The organism is Aquibacillus halophilus, assembly GCF_009649745.1.
In the GTDB taxonomy this organism is placed as follows: Bacteria; Bacillota; Bacilli; order Bacillales; family Amphibacillaceae; genus Aquibacillus; species Aquibacillus halophilus.
In genome coordinates, this window is the sequence record NZ_WJNG01000007.1 from 179,627 (window position 1) to 199,561 (window position 19,935).

Sequence of the window (19,935 nt, forward strand, 5' to 3'; positions counted from 1 at the left end):
ACTAGAAGCGAGGGAATCATGTGGACAAGCGTAAACCAATTTCAGTCCGAATGAACGGAAAAGAGACATCGATAAAAACAAATAGTAATGATGATAATCCATGGTCGTCTTCCCACCGAGAACAAGCAGCTGCAGCAGCAGACAAAGATTTCAACCCAGACGATTTAATAGAATTTGAAAAAGCAAGTCGAACCAATGATGATCCAGAAGATGATTGGTACCAATTAAAAAAAACCAATAAACGGTCAGTTCCACCAATGTTTAAAATGTTTTTGTTGGCTGCTATTTCAGCCATTCTAGTCGGAGTAACGTTAGGGTTCATCATGCTACGGATGTTTGCAGGCATTGACAGTAATGGTGTGGATCAAGCGAATACTATTCAGACTATGCCTCCTGGAAATACCAATACTAATGAAAATGGAACCGTAGTTTCTCCGCCAAGTTCTGCGGGAAATGAATCGCTAACAATTGAAAGTTTAAACGCCTTTGTCATTCAAGCTGGTGTTTTCTCAACACAAGAAAAGGCGGAAGAATGGCAACAAAATTATCAGGCTGTTGGGTACCCAACGATGACATGGGAACGTGATGGACAATTCCATGTATTTGCAGGGCTTAGTGGAACGAAGGATGGTACAGATGAGTCAGAATCATTGATGATTGATCAAGGGTTAGAACCCTATTCAGGTAAGCCATGGTCCACAGAAGAGATGACGGTAGAAGTTGCTAGCGATGAAAAAGAGTGGATCCAGGGGTTTGCAGAATTATGGAAAGATGCTTTAACAGCACCAAGTAGCGATAGCTTAGGTGGTAGCAGACAAGACTGGGAACAATGGTTATCTAATTACCCTGAACAAAGTTCCGAGCAAGTTGCAGCCCTTTATCAATCAGGTCAGCAATTTGTAGAAAGCCTTAGCCAGGAAAAAGAAAGTCTTCAATTACAAGTTGATTTATTAACTTTATGGAAACATTACTTTAATATAGGGAAATAATAAAGTAGGATATTATCCTGCTTTTTATTTTTGATTGCTATACCCATTTCTAATTTACAAAAAGTACTAATAGTAAATACAAAAGTCGATAGCCATTAGCATAGAGTTTTAGTTTTTTGTATGTTTGTTAAAACTTACAAAGGTAGATACAATAAGGACAAGATCTAGGGAAGGATTGATTATTGTGAATGAGTTAGTGCTAGCATCTGGATCACCACGACGACAAGAGTTATTAAAACAGATGGGGATTTCTTATTCAGTAAGGATTACTGGGTTAGATGAATCCAAAATAACAAATTCTGATCCAAAGAAATTAGTTGAGGAGCTAGCTCGTTTGAAAGGAGAAAATATTTCTCTTCAAGAAGGGCAAGTGGTTCTAAGTGCGGATACAGTTGTAAGTTATAAAGACCAGATTCTAACTAAACCAACTAATGCTAAAGAAGCACTTACTATGTTAAGCAATCTAAATGGGAATACACATGTTGTTTATACTGGTGTGATGATTCGTTCGAAGAGCCAAGCAAGTCTATTCTCAGTTGCAACAGAAGTTGAATTCTGGGACATGTCTAATGTGGATTTAAAAGACTATGTTGATTCAGGTGAATGGAAAGATAAAGCAGGTGGATATGGTATCCAATCAATTGGTGCTTTCTTGGTTAGGGAAATACGTGGTGATTATTATAATGTTGTGGGACTACCATTATCACTTGTACTCAGACAACTTAAAGAGTTTTCAATTTACCCCTCCTTCCCTAAGGAAAAGGTATCTGAGGAGGAAAAATGACAAATGGCAAAAGATAGTATGACAATGAAAGATATACCCAGACAAGACCGTCCCCGGGAACGGCTTTTGGAACATGGGGCTAGTAATTTGTCTAATCAGGAACTCTTATCCATTATACTTGGTACGGGGTCTAAAGAAGAATCAGTTAGCCTTTTGTCTCAGAGAATATTAATGCATTTTGAAGGGTTAAATTTACTTCGTGATTCAACTATTGAAGAATTAACTGCCATCAAGGGAATAGGAACAGTTAAAGGTGTATTAATTTTAGCTGCAATTGAATTAGGTAAACGAATGCATAAATACAAACCTCAAGAAAGGTATGTGATAAGGAGTCCCGAAGATGGGGCAGATTATGTAATGGAAGAGATGAGAAATTTAAAACAAGAACACTTTGTATGTTTGTTCCTTAATACAAAGAATCAAATCGTTCACAGACAAACTATATTTATTGGTAGTTTGAACGCCTCGATTGTTCACCCTAGAGAAGTATTTCGAGAAGCAGTTAAACGGTCTGCAGCCTCCATTATTTGTGCACACAATCACCCTTCAGGAGATCCCTCTCCCTCTCAAGAAGATATCCACGTCACGAAACGCTTATCTGAGTGCGGTAAAATAATAGGAATTGAACTTTTAGATCATTTAGTTATAGGTGATCATAAATTCGTTTCACTAAAAGAAAAAGGATACTTATAATACTATCTATTTTTTTGTTTTTCTCGTATAATTAAATCAGAATGTTTCAGCGCCATTACAGGAATGCTCTTGTAATTGGCGCTTCTTGACATTATGATAATAATCGTAATTCCAATCATTCAAGGAAGTAGTAATCCTGTGGGATTTATTGCTTGTTATGAATGGCTTCGATATAGTAAAACGTACATATAATCTAAAACACAGGATGGTTTTTTGGAAAGGGAGATTTCGTTGGGTAGATTTAGTTTATCGCAAGATTTAGGAATAGATTTAGGTACCGCAAATACCCTCGTGTTTGTTAAGGGGAAGGGCATTGTCGTTCGCGAACCATCAGTTGTGGCAAAAAACTTGAATACAGGGGAAATCCAAGCAGTAGGTAGGGACGCTAGAAATATGATTGGGCGTACACCTGGAAATATTTCTGTAATTCGACCAATGAAAGATGGCGTGATTGCTGATTATGATACAACTGCAGTAATGATGAAATATTATATAAAACAAGCTCAGAAGAATCGGTCTTCTTTTGCCAGAAAACCAAACGTAATGGTATGTGTTCCTTCAGGCATTACAATGGTAGAAGAGCGTGCAGTCATCGATGCGACCAAGCAAGCTGGAGCTAAAGATGCCTTTCCAATTGCTGAGCCGTTTGCAGCGGCCATAGGAGCCGGGTTACCTGTTTGGGAACCAACAGGTAGTATGATTGTTGATATCGGTGGTGGAACTACAGAAGTAGCCATTATATCTCTAGGTGGAATTGTTTCGAGTCGATCAATTCGTATAGCTGGGGATAATATGGATGAATCAATTATTCAATATGTCCGTAAGAATTATAATCTTATGATTGGCGAAAGAACAGCTGAATCAATTAAAATGGACATTGGCTCAGCTGGGAACCTAATAGACAACGAAGAGTTGGACATACGTGGTAGGGATCTCTTAACAGGTTTACCAAAGACAATTACTATTACCGCAGAAGAGGTTGCTCTATCTTTAAAGGATACGGTTTCTGCTATTATTGAAGCAGTTAAAAATACTTTAGAAAAAACACCTCCAGAACTCGCTGCTGATATAATGGACAGAGGGATTGTATTGTCTGGTGGTGGAGCTTTACTAAAAAATCTAGATCAAGTAATCAGTGATGAAACTAAAATGCCTGTATTTGTGGCTGATGAACCGCTTGATAGTGTCGCGATTGGTACTGGAAAGTCTTTAGAGTATATTCACCATTTTAGATCTCATCCAAATGTGTCCTCGCGTTCCAGATTGGAATAAGTAGGTGTGATTAATGTCTTTTTTTCATAAAAAACGTCTTTTTGTCATTTTAGTAGGTTTTATAATACTTGTTGGTTTAATCGGATTTTCTATACGCGATCGCGAGGAGCTTTCGCTAGTAGAAGAGTTCTTACATGATACAGTAGGATGGTTTCAAAGTATTGTCCATAAACCTGTTGATTTTACAACAAGTCTTATTACTAATATAGAGGGTATGAAAAACGTATATGATGAGAACCAAGTGTTAAAGTCTAGATTAAGTCAATCTAAGAACTTATTGTATGAAGTACAAGAGTTAAAACAGGAAAATCAAGAGCTGAGAAGTGTCTTAGGTAAAACTGAGTCAATTACTGATTATCAACCAATACAAGCATCAGTTATTGCCAGAAGTCCAGAGGCATCATCTCACCAGGTTAAACTAAATAAGGGTAAACAAAACGGTGTCCGAACCAATATGGCTGTTATTACTGGTGAAGGAATGATTGGAAAGGTGCAGTCTGCCTCTCAATTTACCTCAACGGTATTACTTTTAAGTGGATTTGATAGGTCCAATCGGATATCTGTCAATATAGCTGCTGATAACGAAGAGGAAGTTACCGGGTTTATTGTTGGATTTGATCCCGAATCTGAATTTTTATTATTAGAGCTAAACGCGTATGAGGTAGAGCTTAATGGGGAAGAATTAGTCGTTTCCTCAGGAATGGGTGGGGTATTCCCAGGAGACTTAGAAATAGGTACAATAGAAGAAGTTACACCTGACAAATATGGTTTAACTCAAATTGCATATGTTAAGCCTGCAGCAGACTTGTCTAACATGGACCATGTGATTGTTGTTAATCGTTTAGCAGCGCAGCCAGAAGAAGACACTTCTGAAGAGGAGGAGGAGTAATGCAGAAGTTCTACCTTCCTCTTTTCCTTTTAGCTTTAGTCGTGCTAGAGGGGGTTGCGCTAGATTTTATACCCAATATTTCGGTGTTGGACGACTTGCTTGTTATTCCACACTGGCTATTAGTATTTCTAGTTATGGTTGCTGTTTTTTATGACCAAGAAAATACTTATTTTTCAATAGTTAATGCTATCCTCTTTGGTTTACTAATAGATGTTGTTTATACATCAGTTATTGGCGTATACATGTTTGTATATGCTTTAACAATATATTTAATCCATGGGTTATCAAAGTTATTACATACAAACTATTTTGTAGTCTTATTAATGACCATTATAGCTGTCGGTATTGCAGATATAGGTATATATTTTATTTATTTCTTTATAGGGACAATGGATATATTCTGGGAGGAATATATGATGACCCGACTGATTCCTACTATCCTAGCTAATATATTATTTTTCTTAATATGCTATCCTATAGTAAAAAGAAAACTTGTAAAATGGTCAATAGTACAATTTGATCGTAAAAAATAGTATAAAGTGAGTGTTTGAAAAGTGATGGTGTTAATCTACACCCACCATTTTTGGAAATATCTCCAACATATTTAAAATAAATTTTTGGGGTGAATTTATCGTGATAGGCAACAAGCAACTGATAACGATAAAAGGTACTAGGGATGGTCTTACATTATTTATTGATGATTCTTGTTCGTTTGCTGATGTAATGCAAGAGTTAGAACAGGTCCTCTCAACAAATTATGTGGACAAGGATGAGCCGATGATTACTGTCACTATACACCTTGGTAATCGTTATTTACATAAACAGCAGGAAGAAAAACTTCGAGAAGTAATTAGAAGTAAAAATAAATTGGTAGTTCACTCGATAGAATCAAATGTTATTTTAAAAAAGCAAGCGTTAGAATGGAAAGAAGATAGTGAGATTAAGTCTATCACTAAAATCGTCCGATCTGGTCAAGTACTAGAGGTTAAAGGGGATCTATTATTAATTGGTGATGTGAACCCTGGTGGAAAAATAGTTGCAAGTGGTAATATTTTTGTATTAGGAAGTCTTCGTGGCATAGCGCACGCAGGTGCATATGGAAATAGAGATGCTGTCATTACTGCATCTTATATGAAGCCTAGTCAGCTGAGGATTGCAGATTACATTAGTCGCTCTCCAGATTATGAATCTGATGGTGTATATATGGAGTGTGGATTAATTGACGAGAGCAAAGAAAAAATAGTTATCGACCGACTTCAAGTTCTTTCGCAAAAACGGCCGGATTTAAACGGGTTTGAAAGGAGAATTTTAAATGGGTGAAGCAATAGTTATTACGTCTGGAAAGGGTGGAGTTGGTAAAACAACTACAACCGCAAATTTAGGTACAGCATTAGCATTGATGGAAAAGAAAGTTTGCCTAATCGATACAGATATTGGTTTGAGGAACCTGGATGTGGTGATGGGCCTAGAGAACCGGATTATATATGATATCGTAGACGTTATGAAAAAACGCTGTAAATTAAACCAAGCATTGATCAAAGATAAACGATTTGATTGTTTATTCTTATTACCAGCTGCACAAACAAGCGATAAGTCCGAGATAACACCACAGGGAATGGAAGAAATTGTCGCAGAGTTAAAGCAAGACTATGACTATATCTTAATTGATTGTCCTGCCGGGATCGAACAAGGATATAAAAATGCAGTGGCTGGTGCAGACAAGGCTATAGTTGTTGTTACCCCTGAGAAATCTAGTGTTCGTGATGCTGATAGAATTATAGGATTACTAGAGAAAGAGGATATTGAACCTCCTCATTTAGTAGTAAATCGAATTCGTAATCATATGGTAAAAAACGGAGATATGCTGGATGTGGATGAAATCGTACAAATTCTATCGATTGAACTATTGGGTATTGTTGCGGACGATGATGATGTAATTAAGGCATCAAATCACGGAGAGCCTGTTGCTTTCCATCCAAATACAAGGGCGTCAATTGCTTATCGTAACATTGCTAGAAGAATTTTAGGAGAGTCTGTTCCTCTTATGTCTCTAGAGGATCAAAATGGAGTTTTTACCAAGGTGAAAAAGTTCTTTGGTATGAGATCGTAGTGAGAATAAATTATTCAAATCCCTTAACACAACGTTAAGGGATTTTTATTTTTGCCGGTTTAACTCAATAGAACAATTATTTTAAGTGTTCGTTTTAAGTTCATGAGCTATTTCTGTTTGATAATCGCATATATGCTTGTCGTTCTTCATAGACTTGTACAAATATGACATGAAGGAAAGTGAGTGCTATGAATAAAGATATTAAGCAGGTTCGAAAAAGTATTTCTAAACGAAAAAGGGATAAAACTGGTATAAGTAATTCTAAAATCAATAGAAATTTTTCAACGGCTACTTTTCCTCATGATGAAGAAAAACATGGTTATGCACCATTCTCACCGATAACTGATTCTAGTAAAAGCGTGAAGGATACATTTGTTGCGTCATTAATGATGAAAAGTATCCTGGCTGCGGTGATGTTCTTTGGTGTTGCACTTTTTGTAGGCAATGACATCGATTGGCTTCAGCAACCTAAAGAGTGGACAAGTATGGCTTTGACTGAGGAGTTTCCTTTTGCTTCTGTTAACCATTGGTACCAAGAAAAATTCGGATATCCTTTAGCTTTAACTCCAAGTCAAGAGGACCAAGTAAATCAACAAGGACAAGCCCTACCAGTGAATGGGACAGTAAGTCAATCGTTTAAAACAAACGGGCGGGGAATTTTGATTCAAACAAAAGAGACATCCAAAGTAGTTGCCATAGATAAAGGAACAGTAATTTTTGCAGGGAATGATACAAAAACGAATAAAACTGTAATTGTACAGCATCGAGACGGAAGCAATACGATATACGGAAATCTATCATCTATAGATGTTTATCAGTATCAGTTTATAGCAAGTAATGAAGTGATAGGTGAATTTATACCAACAGAAACAAATTCAAATGTATATTTTGCCATTGAAAAAAATAATCAATTTTTGGATCCAGTTAAGGTGATAGAAGTTGACGAACGTCCTTAAATTTTTACCTCCCATCCACATCCATCCAATTCTATGGTTCTTTATCGGTGTTTCTCTACTGACGGGAACCTTTATGGAAATAAGTGTGATCTTCGCGATAGTAATTATTCACGAATTTGGTCATTACACAATGGCAAAAATTTTTCAATGGCGCATTAGAAGGATAAGTCTGTGGGTGTTTGGAGGGGTTATGGAAACCGATGAGCATGGAAGTAAGCCGATACGTGAAGAGTTGCTGATTGCCTTAGCAGGCCCTATTCAGCATGTTTTAATTTATTTAGTCTTAATAGGCTGCTCAAATTTTTCATTATTACCTGCGTCAGTAATCCTATTGGCATTTCAATACAATACAACTATTCTATCATTTAACATGTTACCAATTTGGCCTTTAGATGGTGGGAAAATTTTATTCCTGATGTATTCATCAATATTCCCATACAAAAAGGCACATGAATGGATGATTATAAGCTCAATCGGTTGTTCAGTTATTGCTGCTTTAGTATTCTTACTTTTCTATCCCTTTACGTTGAGTACAATTCTACTGGTTACTTTTATATTATGGGAAAATCGTCTAGAATGGAAACAAAGATATTTTGTATTTCTACGTTTTTTACTAACAAGGCATACAGACAATGTTAAGAAAACTAAAGTTCGCCCGATTTTTGTTGGGGCTGATGCCCCACTAATGAATGTATTCTCTTATTTTAGACGAAATTATCGACATGATATCTATATTTTCGATAGTAAGGAAAGTGAAGCTGCTACTATTGATGAACAGGAGTGCCTGAACGCTTATTTTAAGTTTAAGCAATATCAAGCAACTTCAGGAGAAATCGTAGCAATACGGGATTCGTGATTGAGAAATGAGGACAAATAAATGGTATCAATTTACATACAATCAGCAACTACAGAACAAATAGGAATCGTTAAAGAAAAAAATAGAGTGACAGAGCTAATTGTTAACCGACCTACACAGACTAATCAGGTCGGAAATATCTATATCGGTCGGGTCATCACTATTGAAAAAGGATTGCAAGCAGCATTTATCGATATTGGAGATGATAAGCATGGATTCTTGCAACGAAAAGAATTGCCAGAGGCTAGAAAAGATAATAAAAAGGGTATTGAATCAGTTATAACAGAAGGGCAAAGCATACTTGTCCAAGTTCAAAAAGAAGCTTACGGTAACAAAGGTGCTCGTTTAACAACCAATCTTACTGTACCTGGCATTAATATTGTTTATTTACCTCATGGAAACTATATTGCCGTTTCTAAAAAACTGTCCGATAAATTGCGAGTGGATTTAAGAAAGGAAATTGATTCTATAAGACAAGGGGAAGAAGGAGCAATAATCCGTACGTCCGCAAAGGATTGTTCGATTGATATTACCCTTAACGAATATACCCAATTGAGGGATAAGTGGCGCTTACTTGAGATACAAAGTCGTAAGTGTACTGTTCCATCGTGTGTATATACTGATAAAACTGTCCCAGATCGATTAATTCGACAGTTTTCCCCAAGTGAAATTAAAGAAATCTATCTAGATAGTTCAGATGAAGCTAGGCGGATTAGAAGTGAATATCCCAGTTTACAGGAATCTATTCACTGGGAAAAGAATATAGAAGACAGTCTACCGTTCAGTGTCAAGCAATTAATGGAACAGGCAGTCAATCCATTAGTACAAACAAATACAGGCGTAGAATTAATTATTGAACAAACGGAAGCAATGACTGTAATAGATGTTAATACCGCCGGTTTTACTGGGAAGACAAGCAAAAGTCAAACGATAGTCCAAGCGAATATTGACGCTGCGATTGAGGTTGCCAAGCAAATCCGTTTTAGAAATCTATCAGGTATTATCATCATTGACTTTATTGATATGAATAACAATTCTAGCGAAGAAAAAGTAGTACAAGCCTTTAAAAAGGAACTCGCAAAGGATTCTGTTCGAACGGAAATTTATGGGTTTACTAAATTAGGTTTGCTAGAAATGACAAGAAAACGTGAATCACAGACGCTTCCTTATCTATTATTAGATAACAACCAGATGAAGAGAAGAGATTTTTCATCGATTACTTATGCTTATATGCTTGAACGAGAGTTATTTCAATATCAAACGAGCCAATATGAGGCACTTTATATTGAAATATCCCCTGCTGTATATAAATCTTTCCAAAATGAAATTAATCTAGCAAAATTGAAAGAGAGTATTCTTAAAGAAGTTTTTATAAAAATAACGAGATCTGTAGCCTCATATGTGATAAAATTAACTGGTTCGCAAGAATTAGTTACTAGTCATTTTTCTCGAAATAACAATGATAGTATTGACAAACTTTTTTAAAGTATGGTAACATTATTCTGTTATTCATCGTAGCACCCGATGCTACAACCGCGCAGAACAGGTTATTAAAAGCTAGTGATTAGCACCTGTATGGCGAGTCTTAGTCCTAGAGGAGGTGCAAGAGTATGTACGCTATTATTGAAACTGGTGGGAAACAAGTGAAAGTAGAAGAGGGTCAAGCTCTCTATGTTGAGAAACTAGAAGGTGAAACTGGTTCTGCTGTAACTTTTGACAAGGTTCTTATGCTTGGTGGCGACAATGTAAAAGTTGGAGCTCCATATGTTGATGGTGCTACTGTAACGGCTAAAGTTGAAAAACAAGGTCGTAAGAAGAAAATCGCTGTCATCAAATTCAAAGCAAAGAAAAACTATCATCGTAAACAAGGTCACCGTCAGCCATATACGAAAGTTATCATTGAGAAAATCAATGCATAAGGTTTTGTTGTAAATGATTAAGGTGATTATAATTCGCAATAATGACAGTATTAATGCTTTTGAGCTGAGTGGCCATGCAGAGAGTGGTCCGGTCGGACAAGATTTAGTTTGTGCTGGCGTATCAGCAGTTTCCTTTGGAGCTGTGAATGCAGTGATTAAGCTTTGTGAGATTGAACCTATCATTGATCAAGGAGGCGAAGGTGGTTACTTGCGTGTAGAGCTCCCAGCTAAGCTGGATGAGGATACGCGTTCTAAAGCCGAATGGCTGTTAGAAGGGATGCTAGTATCTCTTGAAACCATCGAGCTAGACTATGGTCAATATATATCCATCTCTGAAAAATAAGGGGGTGCAAACCAATGTTACGTCTAAATTTACAGTTTTTCGCTACTAAGAAAGGTCAAGGTAGTACTAGAAACGGTCGTGATTCAGAATCGAAACGCCTTGGCGCAAAACGCGCTGATGGACAATTTGTAACTGGTGGATCTATTCTTTACCGTCAACGCGGTACAAAAATTTACCCAGGTGCAAACGTAGGCCGTGGAGGAGATGACACACTATTTGCTAAAATGGATGGTGTTGTTAAATTTGAGCGTTACGGACGCGATCGCAAAAAAGTGAGCGTGTATCCAGTAGCTCAAGAAGCTTAATAGTAAATAAGGGGGATTCTAGCCTTTTGGTTAGAGTCCTTTTTTATTAGTAATGATAAAAAAGGACCAATATTTTGTGATTCTGGTAAAATAATAGGTTAAGTGAGCATCCTTTGTTTTTCTAATCGTCATTTTTTTGCTATAATTTTCATAATGCTTAGGGGGCGAGAACAAATGATGAAAGAAGAGGAGACAGTTAACCTTTTACGTTATTATCGTCATGATTGGATGAATACCGTTCAACTATTGATGGGATACACATCATTGGGCAAAATGGACAAGGTTCAAGAAAAATTAAAAGAAAGCGTCGATATTGCTGAACAAGAACGTAAATTAGTTAATTTGGATATTCCAAAGACGGCAATATGGGTGATAAGTTTTAATTGGAGGTTTGACAATTTTCGTATAGACTATAAGGTTGAGATTGATAATAAGAACCTAAGTAATTTTGATGAAAAGCTTCATCAACAATTAGAAGAAATAACTGAATTACTTACAACTTATGCAACCAAAATGGAGATGTATTCTGGAACGCTTTTGTTTCACTACGGAAGTGATGCGAAAATAGAACTAGAACTATCAATAACTGGAGCTTTCAAAGATATCGAAAAGCTAAACGAACAATTGGTAAAAAAACAAGATTTACATAAAGTAGTTATTGAGTCACTAACTAATAATCAATATAAATGTACATTAAAAATGGAGTGCAACTAGAGAGGTGATCTACTGTGTTTGTTGATCAGGTTAAAGTATATGTAAAAGCAGGCGATGGCGGTAATGGACTTGTTGCCTATCGCAGAGAAAAGTATGTACCAAATGGTGGTCCTGCTGGTGGTGATGGAGGTCATGGTGGTGACGTTATCTTTGAGGTTGATGAAGGCTTAAACACACTTATGGATTTCCGTTATCAGAAACATTTCAAAGCCCCACGCGGAGAGAATGGTATGAGTAAAGGTCAGCATGGAAAAAACTCTGAACCTTTAATTTTACCTGTACCTCCCGGTACTACTGTTAGAGATGATGATACCGGTGAAGTAATTGCTGATTTAATTGAGCATGGACAACGGTCAACCATTGTTAATGGTGGTAGAGGTGGTAGAGGAAATATCCGTTTTGCAACACCACGGAATCCAGCTCCGGATATTGCGGAAAAAGGTGAACCTGGAAGAGAAAGATACATTCAGATTGAATTAAAACTGATTGCCGATGCTGGCTTAGTTGGTTTTCCGAGTGTTGGGAAATCCACCCTACTTTCAGTTGTAAGTGCTGCTAAACCTAAAATTGCTGATTATCATTTTACAACACTTGCACCTAATTTAGGTGTTGTTGAAACGGAAGACCAACGCAGTTTTGTTTTGGCTGATTTACCGGGTTTGATTGAGGGAGCACATGAAGGTGTTGGGCTGGGACACCAATTTCTACGACATGTAGAGCGTACGCGTATTATTGTTCATGTAATAGACATGGCTGCAACAGAGGGTCGTGATCCGTACGATGATTATCTTACGATTAATAACGAATTAAAAGAATACGATTTACAGCTCGAGCATAGGCCTCAAATAATTGTCGCAAATAAGATGGATATGCCTGAAGCGGAGGAACTGCTTGAGCAGTTTAGAAATAAACTAAAAGATAAGTATCCAGTCTATCCGATATCAACAATTAAGCGTGAGGGTATAAGAGAACTTTTGTTTGCAGTAGCTAATATGTTAGAAGAAATTCCTAAAGATACAAAACCGTTAGAGGAAAAAGATGAACGGGTAATGTATCGACACCAAGAAGCTGAAAAGCCATTTACAATTACAAGAGATCCAGACGGTGCCTATGTACTATCCGGACAGGCGGTTGAAAAGCTATTCAAAATGACAGACTTTAATACAGATGAATCTGTACAACGTTTTGCAAGGCAATTACGAGGTATGGGTGTTGATGAGGCACTAAGAGCAAAGGGTGCTAAACATCAAGATACAGTAAGGCTGTTGGAATATGAATTTGAATTTTTTGAATAATTCCGAGATACGTAGGGTGATGTAAAAGGGGAATGTAAGATGGTCGAAAAAGATGAAAAGTTTTACTTAGTAAGAAGTGACATACTACCTGAATCTATGCAGAAAACAATTGAGGCGAAAGAGTTAATTGAAAGAGGGAAGGTTGACTCCGTTTTTGAAGCTGTAAAGAAGGTAGATTTATCACGGAGTGCTTTTTATAAGTATAAAGATGCGGTATTTCCATTCCAAGCGATGGTAAAGGAACGGATGATTACATTATTTTTCCATTTGGAAGATAGGACTGGAACGCTATCTAATTTGTTATCAACGGTTGCACAAGCTGGTGGAAATATCTTAACAATTCATCAAACAATACCATTACAGGGCAAGGCTAATGTGACAATTTCATTAAACACCTCTGGTATGTTCATCAACATTGAGGAATTAATATATCAATTAAAACGTTTGGACTTTGTAGATAAAGTAGAAATATTAAGTTCAGGTGCATAGACAGGGGGAAGCATTGTGACTAATAAGATTGGATATTTGGGACCAAGGGGTACTTTTACAAAAGTTGCTGTAGATGCAATTTTTAATGGTGAAAACAAACAAAGTTATACAACGATTCCAGAATGTATAGATGCCGTAGAACAGGGAGAGGTAAAGTTTAGCGTTGTACCTCTAGAAAATGCAATTGAAGGCTCAGTTAATTTAACAATTGATTATTTAATTCAAAAGAAACTTTTAAAAATTATTAGTGAGATAGTAGTTCCAATACGACAGCACTTAATGGTTCATCCTCTCAATCAGTCTAATTGGAAAGAAATTAACTTTGTTTATTCTCACTCACATGCTATTGCCCAGTGTCACCACTTTTTACATTCGGAAATGCAAGAAGTGAGAGCTGAATACATGACCTCTACTGGAGCTGCTGCAAAGTTTGTTAGTGATAATCCTGAGCTTAAAATAGGTGCGATTGCTAACCAACTTGCTGCTGAAGAATATGGCCTTTCTATCGTACAAAAAGACATTCACGATTTTACAAATAACCACACGCGATTTGTTGTTTTACATAAAGACAACTATGAGCTAGAATCAAAAAAGATGGAGATAAAAGGACATAAAACAACGTTAATTGTTTCATTAGGTTCTGATCAGGCTGGTGCACTTCACCAAGTACTATCGGTATTTGCATGGAGACGGCTAAATCTTTCCAAAATAGAATCCAGACCTATGAAAACAGGATTAGGTAACTATTTTTTCCTCATTGACGTAGAAGAAAAGATGGATGATGTTCATATTCCGAATGCGATTGCAGAATTGGAGTCGTTAGGCTGTAAGGTAAATGTATTAGGGAGTTATCCTTACTACACCTACAATGGTTTGTCAGTAAATCACAACTAACAAGAAATCACCAACTATATTATAGCTGGTGATTTTTTCGTTATGATTGGATAATAAATCCTGCTCTATCTAAAGAATGGTAAGCTAGCTGTAGTTTTTCTTCTGAATCTGCTTCGAGTGTATGAAGATGAATCCCATCAGTTAATTGAAGTAAATATGGTGCATTTGTTTCTTCTACTTTCTTAAGGAATTGGTCGACTTCATTTCGGTTGCTAACCATAATAGATGCAACTAGATCACCGTAAACAGGATGCTCAATAAAAACATCTTTTACAGTAACACCATGGTCAACAATTAACCGAAGTTCTTCCCGTGTTTGTTCAGGTGTATGTTTACATGCGACAATCTGACTGAATCTTTGTTTTTGGTGGTTTTGCTGCAAATACATATACCCTTGACTAGTAGCTATGATTGGTACTTTCTTTGCCTTCAATAAAGAGATATCCTGAACAATTACTTGCCGGCTGACACTTGCTTCATCTGCTAGCTCTCCACCAGTTATCGGCTCGTTTCTTTCTTTTAATAATTGCAGGATTAATTCTCTTCTGTTTTCACCTAGTATTTTTTTTTTATCAGTCATTTCTTTATCCTCCAATTATTAATAATTGTTTATTATTTTCTCACACAATGTAACTACTTCTTCTATATCCACATTGCTTGTATATTTACCTAAAGATAAACGGATGAATTGTTTTGCTTCTGCCTCGCTTTTACCTATTGCAAGAACTGCTTTTGTTGGTTGCTGATGGCCTACACTACAAGCACTACCAGTAGATACAGCAATACCGGCACGATTGAATTCTAGCATCGCATAGTCCCCTTGTACGTTATCCAAGAGTATCCCAATAATATGCGGGAGATTTAGATGATCATTAGTTATAATTTCCATTCTTAATTTTCTTTTTTTGACTGATGTAAGAAACTGCTGTCTTAATTTTAATAAACGGAACGACTCTTTGTCTATATCTTTATATGCATCTTGTGCAGCGGTAACAAAGGCTGCAATTCCTGGCACATTTGCTGTTCCAGGTTGACCACTTGATTTTGCTGAATTTCCTTTTAGAGAAGGGTTAACATAGATTGCACCCACTCCTTTAGGACCATAAATTTTATGACTTGAAATTGAAAGGCTATCTAACTGAGCTTGTTGGACGTTAATCGGTAATTTCCCAAATGTTTGCACGCAATCACTATGAAATAATATACCGTGTTGATTTAATAGTTTACCGATTTTCTCGATTGGTTGGACGACACCAATTTCTGAGTTTGCATGCTGAATGGAGGCCAATATCGTTGTGCTGCTGATTGCTTTAATCAAATCATCTACATTAATTTCACCTTGTTTGTTAGGGGATAGGTAGGTGATGTGGTACCCTTTATTTTCTTCTAGATATTTAAAATAGTTTAAGAGTGAAGAATGCTCCATTTCCGTTGTAATAATATGGTTTCCTATTCCTTTGTATGAATTAATTAGTGTTTCGATTGCTAGAACATTAGATTCTGTTCCCCCACCTGTAAAAAGAAGTCCCTTTTCATTAGCATGGATTAGATCAGCAAGTTCGGAGCGACAATGTGCTAAAAGGTTTTTGGCAGAAGTACCAATATCATGTAAACTACTGGAATTGCCAAAAAAATTTTTGGAAACTTCATTATATACATTAAGAGCGTTATCGCTTATAGGCGTTGTAGCGGCATAGTCTAAATAGATCATAAATATTATGTTCCTTTCTTTATAACTAGATGATTGCTTACTAAATTTTATGTATCTATCATACCATTTTTAAAAAAGTCTTGTCATCTAAATATATATGTGTAAATATAGGTGTAAAGACACATTGGATGTGATTAAAATAAATTCTGTAGATATTATCATCATAGGCAGTGGTTTAGCTGCTTTGTCTCTTGCTGATCGACTAAGTGAGCATAAGAATGTGATTGTTTTAACAAAAACCAAAAAGAACAATAGCAATTCTGTCCGGGCCCAAGGAGGTGTGGCTGCCTCCATATCTGAATCAGACAATTGGAAAAGTCATTATCTCGATACAATGATTGCTGGCTGTAACTATAATAATCCTGCCGCAGTAGAGTTATTAGTGAAACAGGGACCTGAGTATCTAACGAAATGGATAGAACAAGGTTTATCTTTTGATAGAGATCACTTAGGTAAGTTAACGCTAGGAAAAGAAGGAGCCCATATGCACCGCCGTATTATACATGCTGGTGGGGACGCAACAGGTAAAGTTATAATGGATTTCTTAATAAATAGATTGCGAGATAAAGTCAAGATTGTTGAAGATGAAACAGTGCTGGATTTAATAGTTGAGGCTAACTGTTGCCAAGGAGTGGTAACTAGCAATATTTATAACGATTTGTCTATCTATTATGCTAATCATGTAGTTTTGGCAACAGGTGGCTGTGGTGGATTATATAATGTTACCTCAAATGATGAAACGGTAACAGGAGATGGGATTGCATTGGCCTATCGTGCTGGTGCTCAGTTGACTGATCTTGAATTTATTCAGTTTCACCCAACGATGCTATATACACACGGGAAAAGTCATGGATTAGTTTCAGAAGCTGTCCGAGGTGAAGGTGCCATCTTAGTTACTGAGAAAGGCAGACCAGTAATGAAAGGTGTTCATCCACTAGAAGATTTGGCTCCCAGAGACATAGTAGCTCGGACAATTCAGGCCCAAATAAATAAAGGAAATAGGGTCTATCTAGATATATCAATGATTAATAATTTCAAAGAAAAATTTCCTACAATTACTTCCATATGTGAACAAGCTAACGTGTCAATTAATAATAAATTATTACCAGTAGCACCAGGAGCGCATTTTTCAATGGGAGGAGTAGTGACTGATTTAACAGGTATAACAACTGTAATAGGACTTTATGCAATTGGTGAAGTTGCTTGTACTGGAGTTCATGGTGCAAATAGATTAGCTAGCAACTCATTATTAGAGGGAATTGTATATTCTAATCAGTTGGCTGACCATTTATTAGCTATTAAGGAAAACCAAATAACTAGTATAGAATACAAAAACCCAGTAAATCAATTCGAGCAATTAAACGAAACCAACTTGCCTACAAAGCAGGAAATCACCCAGATGATGACAGCTCATGCTGGAATCGAACGAACACAACACGGCTTAACATACGCCCGAAAATGGATTGAGCAGTTCGGTGTACATCATAATCATTCACAATTTGATTTAAGGATAGTTAGTAAAGAAGATTTTGGTAAAATTAACATGCTCACTACTTGTTGGTTAATCATTATGTCGGCTTTGGAACGCACTGAAAGTAGAGGTGCCCATTATCGAAAGGATTATCCGTTAGTCGTCAAGAAGTGGGACAATAAGCGAATTATTCGTCAAAAATTAGAATTCATAAATAACCAAAAGATTATGTTTGGAGTGGGGAAATGAATCAGCTAAAGATGAGAAAGATGATTGAACAATTTCTCTTAGAAGATATTGGGGAAAGAGATATAACTAGTCAAGCAATCTTCCCTCAAAATCAAGAGGGGATTGGGGTTTTTATTGCTAAAGACGAGGGAGTTCTTTCTGGTGTTCAAGTAATAATTGAAACATACCATCTACTCAATCCTCGGATAAAAGTACAATTGTTAAAGCAAGACGGAGACCGTTTGACAAAAGGCGTTGAAATAGCAATGGTAAGTGGGCAGGTTCGAGATCTATTAACAGGAGAGCGTGTCATTTTAAACTTGATACAACGAATGAGTGGGATTACTACTTTAACTGAACGTGCTATTAGGACCTTAAACAGCGACTATACAAAAGTTTGTGATACCAGAAAAACAACACCAGGGCTCAGAATGTTCGAAAAATATGCAGTAACTTGCGGTGGAGGTTTTAATCACAGGTTTGGTTTGTATGATGGAGTTATGATAAAGGATAACCATATTGCTTTTTGTGGATCAATTTCTAAAGCTGTTGAAAAAGTGCGAAATAGTCTAGGTCATATGGTTAAGGTTGAAGTTGAAACAGAGAATCAAGAACAGGTACTAGAAGCAGTTCAAGCAAATGCTGATGTTATTATGCTAGATAATTGTAGTCCGGAAGAAGTTAAAAAATTAGTTGCTTTGATACCAAAATCGATCATTACAGAAGCATCTGGAAACATTAATTTAGAAAATATAAAGGATTACGGTGAAAGCGGAGTAGAATATATATCACTTGGTTTGTTAACTCATTCAGTTAAATCCTTAGATATAAGTTTTGATGTTCAACATGTTGAGTTATCACAAGGAGGGGAAAAATGAGTATTTTAGAAACCTTAAAAACTAACCACAACCAAATGCCCGAAAAATATAAAAAAATTCCAACCGAAGAGATGGAAAATCGGGTTAGACAAATTAAAGAAAAGTTTGGTAGCAGACTGTTTATACCAGGGCACCATTATCAAAAGGATGAAGTAATTCAATTTGCTGACGCGGCTGGAGACTCTTTACAACTAGCACAGATTTCCGCGGAGAATACAGAATGTGAGTATATCGTGTTTTGTGGGGTCCATTTTATGGCAGAAACTGCTGATATTCTAACCACAGATAAGCAGAAAGTTATTTTGCCAGATATGCGGGCTGGTTGCTCGATGGCAGATATGGCAGATATCGATCAAACAGAACGAAGCTGGCAAGTGTTTCAAGAAACGTTTGGTGACACGGTCATTCCACTAACATATGTTAATTCTACTGCAGCTATTAAAGCGTTTGTTGGAAAAAATGGGGGAGCAACAGTAACATCTTCTAACGCAAAGGAAATGTTAGAATGGGCCTTTACTCAAAAAGAAAGAATACTATTTTTGCCTGATCAACACCTTGGTCGAAATACTGCATTTGATTTAGGAGTACCCCTTGAACAAATGGCAGTATGGAATCCACATACCGACAGTTTTGAATTCGAAGGAAAAATAGATGACATAAGAGTAATCCTTTGGAAAGGTCACTGTTCGGTGCATGAGAACTTCACTGTTGCTAATGTTGAACAAATAAGATTAGACGAACCAGATATGAATATACTTGTTCATCCTGAATGTAGCAGAGAAGTTGTGGCACTATCTGATTTTGCAGGCTCCACAAAATATATTATTGATATGATCGAAAGTGCATCAATAGGAAGTAAATGGGCAATAGGAACAGAAATGAATTTAGTGAAACGATTAATTGATAATCATCCAGACAAACATATTGTATCCTTAAATCCTTACATGTGTCCTTGCTTAACAATGAATCGCATAAATTTGCCACATCTATTGTGGACTTTAGAAGAATTGGATAGTAATCATGTGATTAATCAAATAACTGTGGATAGAACAATCACAAGGCTAGCAACTTTAGCGCTTGAAAGAATGCTTCAGAAATCTTAAAAATAACCCCTTAATACTAAATGGCACCGATGTTGT

23 protein-coding genes and 1 other annotated feature are annotated in these 19,935 nt (G+C 36.6%); of the genes, 21 read left to right on the forward strand and 2 right to left on the reverse strand.

The genetic code is table 11. The features are described from left to right. The first annotated feature begins 20 nt into the window (after positions 1 to 20). From GH741_RS09770 to pheA, 18 genes are all read left to right on the forward strand, one after another. Positions 21 to 989: a hypothetical protein gene (locus tag GH741_RS09770; RefSeq protein WP_153736616.1), complete on the forward strand. Its 969-nt coding sequence runs from the start codon at positions 21 to 23 to the stop codon at positions 987 to 989. Between the two features lie 184 nt (positions 990 to 1,173). Continuing rightward, entirely contained in the window at positions 1,174 to 1,773 is a 600-nt protein-coding gene (locus tag GH741_RS09775) for a Maf family protein (RefSeq protein ID WP_338079336.1), read from the forward strand. A gap of 3 nt (positions 1,774 to 1,776) precedes the next feature. Next, entirely contained in the window at positions 1,777 to 2,466 is a 690-nt protein-coding gene (radC, locus tag GH741_RS09780; protein ID WP_153736618.1) for a RadC family protein, read from the forward strand. Positions 2,467 to 2,697: 231 nt separating this feature from the next. Continuing rightward, positions 2,698 to 3,738, forward strand: coding sequence for a rod shape-determining protein (locus GH741_RS09785; protein ID WP_153736619.1), 1,041 nt, complete (start codon positions 2,698 to 2,700; stop codon positions 3,736 to 3,738). Between the two features lie 13 nt (positions 3,739 to 3,751). Beyond that, positions 3,752 to 4,627, forward strand: a complete 876-nt coding sequence (gene mreC, locus GH741_RS09790) for a rod shape-determining protein MreC (RefSeq protein ID WP_153736620.1) — start codon at positions 3,752 to 3,754, stop codon at positions 4,625 to 4,627. Then, positions 4,627 to 5,160 (forward strand): rod shape-determining protein MreD, encoded by a 534-nt coding sequence (gene mreD / locus GH741_RS09795; RefSeq protein WP_153736621.1) that lies wholly within the window; start codon positions 4,627 to 4,629, stop codon positions 5,158 to 5,160. The genes mreC and mreD overlap by 1 nt, the downstream gene beginning before the upstream one ends. Positions 5,161 to 5,260: 100 nt before the next feature. Continuing rightward, positions 5,261 to 5,947: a septum site-determining protein MinC gene (gene minC / locus GH741_RS09800; protein ID WP_338079338.1), complete on the forward strand. Its 687-nt coding sequence runs from the start codon at positions 5,261 to 5,263 to the stop codon at positions 5,945 to 5,947. Then, positions 5,940 to 6,737 carry a septum site-determining protein MinD gene (minD, locus tag GH741_RS09805; RefSeq protein WP_153736622.1) on the forward strand — a complete coding sequence of 266 codons (798 nt, stop codon included), beginning with the start codon at positions 5,940 to 5,942 and terminating at the stop codon, positions 6,735 to 6,737. Before minC ends, minD begins: the two co-directional genes overlap by 8 nt. 188 nt (positions 6,738 to 6,925) lie before the next feature. Next, positions 6,926 to 7,693, forward strand: a complete 768-nt coding sequence (locus GH741_RS09810) for a M23 family metallopeptidase (protein WP_153736623.1) — start codon at positions 6,926 to 6,928, stop codon at positions 7,691 to 7,693. Then, positions 7,677 to 8,549, forward strand: coding sequence for a M50 family metallopeptidase (locus GH741_RS09815; RefSeq protein ID WP_240795456.1), 873 nt, complete (start codon positions 7,677 to 7,679; stop codon positions 8,547 to 8,549). Before GH741_RS09810 ends, GH741_RS09815 begins: the two co-directional genes overlap by 17 nt. A 21-nt stretch (positions 8,550 to 8,570) precedes the next feature. Next, complete coding sequence (locus GH741_RS09820) at positions 8,571 to 10,034, forward strand: Rne/Rng family ribonuclease (RefSeq protein WP_153736624.1); 1,464 nt, start codon at positions 8,571 to 8,573, stop codon at positions 10,032 to 10,034. A 36-nt stretch (positions 10,035 to 10,070) separates the two neighbouring features. Then, positions 10,071 to 10,145 (forward strand) — a sequence feature (ribosomal protein L21 leader region). Positions 10,146 to 10,159: 14 nt separating this feature from the next. Beyond that, entirely contained in the window at positions 10,160 to 10,468 is a 309-nt protein-coding gene (rplU, locus tag GH741_RS09825; protein WP_153736625.1) for a 50S ribosomal protein L21, read from the forward strand. Between the two features lie 13 nt (positions 10,469 to 10,481). Then, positions 10,482 to 10,811, forward strand: coding sequence for a ribosomal-processing cysteine protease Prp (locus tag GH741_RS09830; protein ID WP_153736626.1), 330 nt, complete (start codon positions 10,482 to 10,484; stop codon positions 10,809 to 10,811). A gap of 14 nt (positions 10,812 to 10,825) precedes the next feature. Next, on the forward strand, positions 10,826 to 11,116 hold the full coding sequence (rpmA, locus tag GH741_RS09835; RefSeq protein ID WP_153736627.1) for a 50S ribosomal protein L27: 291 nt from the start codon (positions 10,826 to 10,828) through the stop codon (positions 11,114 to 11,116). Positions 11,117 to 11,290: 174 nt separating this feature from the next. Next, entirely contained in the window at positions 11,291 to 11,830 is a 540-nt protein-coding gene (locus GH741_RS09840; protein WP_170287600.1) for a Spo0B domain-containing protein, read from the forward strand. 14 nt (positions 11,831 to 11,844) lie between these two features. Beyond that, positions 11,845 to 13,125: a GTPase ObgE gene (gene obgE / locus GH741_RS09845; RefSeq protein ID WP_338079339.1), complete on the forward strand. Its 1,281-nt coding sequence runs from the start codon at positions 11,845 to 11,847 to the stop codon at positions 13,123 to 13,125. Positions 13,126 to 13,164: 39 nt separating this feature from the next. Continuing rightward, entirely contained in the window at positions 13,165 to 13,614 is a 450-nt protein-coding gene (locus GH741_RS09850) for an ACT domain-containing protein (protein ID WP_153736629.1), read from the forward strand. Between the two features lie 15 nt (positions 13,615 to 13,629). Further along, positions 13,630 to 14,508, forward strand: a complete 879-nt coding sequence (gene pheA / locus GH741_RS09855; protein WP_338079340.1) for a prephenate dehydratase — start codon at positions 13,630 to 13,632, stop codon at positions 14,506 to 14,508. 40 nt (positions 14,509 to 14,548) lie between these two features. On the opposite strand, the gene GH741_RS09860 is transcribed toward pheA, so the two are convergent. Both GH741_RS09860 and GH741_RS09865 read right to left on the reverse strand, forming a co-directional pair. Further along, a complete protein-coding gene (locus GH741_RS09860; protein WP_153736630.1) occupies positions 14,549 to 15,088 on the reverse strand; it encodes a transcription repressor NadR in 540 nt (179 codons plus the stop codon). 18 nt (positions 15,089 to 15,106) lie between these two features. Beyond that, positions 15,107 to 16,219, reverse strand: coding sequence for an IscS subfamily cysteine desulfurase (locus GH741_RS09865; protein WP_153736631.1), 1,113 nt, complete (start codon positions 16,217 to 16,219; stop codon positions 15,107 to 15,109). Between the two features lie 130 nt (positions 16,220 to 16,349). Here GH741_RS09865 and nadB point away from each other — a divergent pair, with 130 nt between their 5' ends. From nadB to nadA, 3 genes are read left to right on the forward strand one after another with little or no spacing between them, the layout of a single operon-like run. Further along, positions 16,350 to 17,939, forward strand: coding sequence for an L-aspartate oxidase (gene nadB, locus GH741_RS09870; RefSeq protein WP_420809395.1), 1,590 nt, complete (start codon positions 16,350 to 16,352; stop codon positions 17,937 to 17,939). After that, on the forward strand, positions 17,936 to 18,796 hold the full coding sequence (gene nadC / locus GH741_RS09875; RefSeq protein WP_153736633.1) for a carboxylating nicotinate-nucleotide diphosphorylase: 861 nt from the start codon (positions 17,936 to 17,938) through the stop codon (positions 18,794 to 18,796). The genes nadB and nadC overlap by 4 nt, the downstream gene beginning before the upstream one ends. Then, the gene (gene nadA, locus GH741_RS09880) at positions 18,793 to 19,899 is read left to right on the forward strand and encodes a quinolinate synthase NadA (RefSeq protein ID WP_153736634.1); all 1,107 of its coding nucleotides are present in this window, start codon (positions 18,793 to 18,795) and stop codon (positions 19,897 to 19,899) included. The genes nadC and nadA overlap by 4 nt, the downstream gene beginning before the upstream one ends. Positions 19,900 to 19,935: the final 36 nt, after the last annotated feature.

What these genes read in the sequence shown, in the direction of transcription:
- GH741_RS09830 (WP_153736626.1), top strand. Translation starts at nt 10,482, where the DNA reads ATGATTAAGGTGATTATAATTCGCAATAATGACAGTATTAATGCTTTT.
- nadA (WP_153736634.1), top strand. Translation starts at nt 18,793, where the DNA reads ATGAGTATTTTAGAAACCTTAAAAACTAACCACAACCAAATGCCCGAA.
- rpmA (WP_153736627.1), top strand. Translation starts at nt 10,826, where the DNA reads ATGTTACGTCTAAATTTACAGTTTTTCGCTACTAAGAAAGGTCAAGGT.
- mreC (WP_153736620.1), top strand. Translation starts at nt 3,752, where the DNA reads ATGTCTTTTTTTCATAAAAAACGTCTTTTTGTCATTTTAGTAGGTTTT.
- GH741_RS09810 (WP_153736623.1), top strand. Translation starts at nt 6,926, where the DNA reads ATGAATAAAGATATTAAGCAGGTTCGAAAAAGTATTTCTAAACGAAAA.
- rplU (WP_153736625.1), top strand. Translation starts at nt 10,160, where the DNA reads ATGTACGCTATTATTGAAACTGGTGGGAAACAAGTGAAAGTAGAAGAG.
- GH741_RS09865 (WP_153736631.1), bottom strand. Translation starts at nt 16,219, where the DNA reads ATGATCTATTTAGACTATGCCGCTACAACGCCTATAAGCGATAACGCT.
- radC (WP_153736618.1), top strand. Translation starts at nt 1,777, where the DNA reads ATGGCAAAAGATAGTATGACAATGAAAGATATACCCAGACAAGACCGT.
- nadC (WP_153736633.1), top strand. Translation starts at nt 17,936, where the DNA reads ATGAATCAGCTAAAGATGAGAAAGATGATTGAACAATTTCTCTTAGAA.
- mreD (WP_153736621.1), top strand. Translation starts at nt 4,627, where the DNA reads ATGCAGAAGTTCTACCTTCCTCTTTTCCTTTTAGCTTTAGTCGTGCTA.
- minD (WP_153736622.1), top strand. Translation starts at nt 5,940, where the DNA reads ATGGGTGAAGCAATAGTTATTACGTCTGGAAAGGGTGGAGTTGGTAAA.
- GH741_RS09850 (WP_153736629.1), top strand. Translation starts at nt 13,165, where the DNA reads ATGGTCGAAAAAGATGAAAAGTTTTACTTAGTAAGAAGTGACATACTA.
- GH741_RS09820 (WP_153736624.1), top strand. Translation starts at nt 8,571, where the DNA reads ATGGTATCAATTTACATACAATCAGCAACTACAGAACAAATAGGAATC.
- GH741_RS09840 (WP_170287600.1), top strand. Translation starts at nt 11,291, where the DNA reads ATGATGAAAGAAGAGGAGACAGTTAACCTTTTACGTTATTATCGTCAT.
- GH741_RS09860 (WP_153736630.1), bottom strand. Translation starts at nt 15,088, where the DNA reads ATGACTGATAAAAAAAAAATACTAGGTGAAAACAGAAGAGAATTAATC.